3 protein-coding genes are annotated in these 1,956 nt (G+C 39.7%); 2 read left to right on the top strand and 1 reads right to left on the bottom strand.

Translation table 11 applies throughout. The features are described 5' to 3' along the window. The first annotated feature begins 301 nt into the window (after positions 1–301). Together B4N75_RS07925 and B4N75_RS07920 are read left to right on the top strand one after the other, a co-directional pair. Positions 302–898, top strand: a complete 597-nt coding sequence (locus tag B4N75_RS07925) for an L-2-amino-thiazoline-4-carboxylic acid hydrolase (protein WP_296707071.1) — start codon at positions 302–304, stop codon at positions 896–898. Further along, positions 895–1,494, top strand: a complete 600-nt coding sequence (locus tag B4N75_RS07920) for a DUF6434 domain-containing protein (protein WP_296707069.1) — start codon at positions 895–897, stop codon at positions 1,492–1,494. Before B4N75_RS07925 ends, B4N75_RS07920 begins: the two co-directional genes overlap by 4 nt. A 161-nt stretch (positions 1,495–1,655) precedes the next feature. Here the strand turns inward: B4N75_RS07920 and B4N75_RS07915 are convergent. Beyond that, the coding region (locus tag B4N75_RS07915) for a hypothetical protein (RefSeq protein ID WP_296707068.1) at positions 1,656–1,956 on the bottom strand (301 nt) is incomplete at its 5' end.

The raw sequence follows: 1,956 nt of genomic DNA, 5'->3' as shown, positions 1-1,956 counted from the left end.
AAAACTTTTACGTGCTGCCCAATGCATTTTCAACTTGTGCGAAAATCTTTACGGCAGGAACTGACGTAATTTCTAGTCATGCGAAAATTTTCACGCACTGCCCAACGCATTTTCTGTTTATGCGGAATTTTTTACGACTCGAACTGGCGTAATTTCTAGTCATGCGAATTTTTCTTGCACTGCCCCATATAAGTGCTATGGAAATTTTATTGCAAACTGTGTATAGTGGTTTTATGCAAAGCGCAGCACACACTTTTGTAAAATGGGCAGGCGGAAAAATAATAAAGAAATCTCAATTTTTATGAAAATAAAACAGCAAAAACAGATAAAAACATTCCTAATAGAAGAATTCGGAAACAACAAAGGAAAAAGACTGTTTGCAAGTCAATCAGAAGAACTTGATAAAATCATTGCAAACACAAAAAATAAGTCTAAAAATCAGATGAAAACTCTTGTTCAGACAATTCTTCCGCGTGTCGCTTTATTCAAAACTCTGGTAGAAAATGACTTAGAAAATGCTGCTTATGAAGCTATGCAAAAATATATGGTTGATAAGGTTGCGGCACAAAAACATAAATTTACAGCAAAAATGGAAATTTTGCCTGGATTTTTTGCAGTTTACAAAAGAATCTTTCTTAAAATAATGCGGACAAGCGCTCTTTGGGAAAGTACCCAAAAGTATGGAAAAGATTTTTTTGACGCAGACATCACAAAATGTCTTTGGCATACTGCTTGCACAGAAAACGGCTGCCCACAACTTTGCAAACTTTTTTGCGATGTTGACGATGTTAATTACAGCGGACTAAAAAAAATGGGCTTTAAACGAACAAAAACTTTAGGTTACGGCGGCGACTGCTGCGATTTTCACTTTTTTAGAAAGCAGGCTAATAAAAAATGAACGGACGCCCCTCTTTAACAACAGAACTGAGCGCAGAAACTTTCCGCCAATATTATTACCTAAAAGAAGAGCTGGTGGAATTCTGCCGAAAGGACGGCTTGCAGGCAACCGGAAGCAAGAGCGAACTTTCCGAGCGGATTGCAGTTTTCTTGGAAAGCGGAAAAAGAACACGAACAGACCACGAAGCACGGAAATCTCAATCTGGCGGAAAAGCGACTTTTGGAGAAATAAAACCGGACAACATAATAGAAGAAAACTTTGTCTGCAGCGAAAAGCACCGGGCATTTTTCAAAAAACACATTGGAAAAGGTTTTTCGTTCAACGTGGCTTTTCAAAAATGGCTGAAGTCGAATGCCGGAAAAACTTACGCGGAGGCAATCGCCGCATACCATCAGATTTTAAAAGAAAAAAAGACGAACGGCAAAGGCGAAATCGAAAAACAGTTTGAGTACAACACGTACATCCGAGATTTTTTTGCCGCAAATAAAGACAAAACACTTGAGCAGGCGATAAAATGCTGGAAATTCAAAAAGAGCCAAAAAGGACACAACAAATACGAAGATTCGGACTTGCAGGCTTTGGCAACGGAGAACTAAATGAAAATCAGACTTGGAAATTTTGACTGCACGGAATGTTGGGACGGCGTTTTTTACAAGAAAACTTAAGGAGGCACGAACAAACCTCCATAGGTTCTGACAGAAACGCGAAATCTGCCATAAAACCTCCGTTAAAAACACTTTTCATTTTTACAAATCAATTATATCCGGTCAATGCGACAATGAATGCCGGAGTGTGTGATTTTTTGCAATTGCAGCACTTGGCGTTTTAGGAAGCCAGATTGTCTCGCACCGCCAAACAAACTTTCTGCCCATGCGAGAACTTTTACACGCCGCCCAACGCATTGTCCGAGAATAAAAAAATTCCGCGTCCCGAACTGGCATGTTTTTAAATAACGGAACCATTCCGTTTGCCGACCGCAGGCAATTTCATTAAACGGAAAAATTCCGCACGCTGTCAGCACACACTTTTGGCAAACGGAAAAATTCCACGGCATGAAC

It is taken from the genome of Treponema sp. UBA7570 (assembly GCA_002477955.1).
Taxonomy (GTDB): Bacteria; Spirochaetota; Spirochaetia; order Treponematales; family Treponemataceae; genus Treponema_D.
The sequence above is the reverse complement of the archived record's forward strand: the minus strand, read 5'-3'. Positions and strand labels throughout refer to the sequence as shown.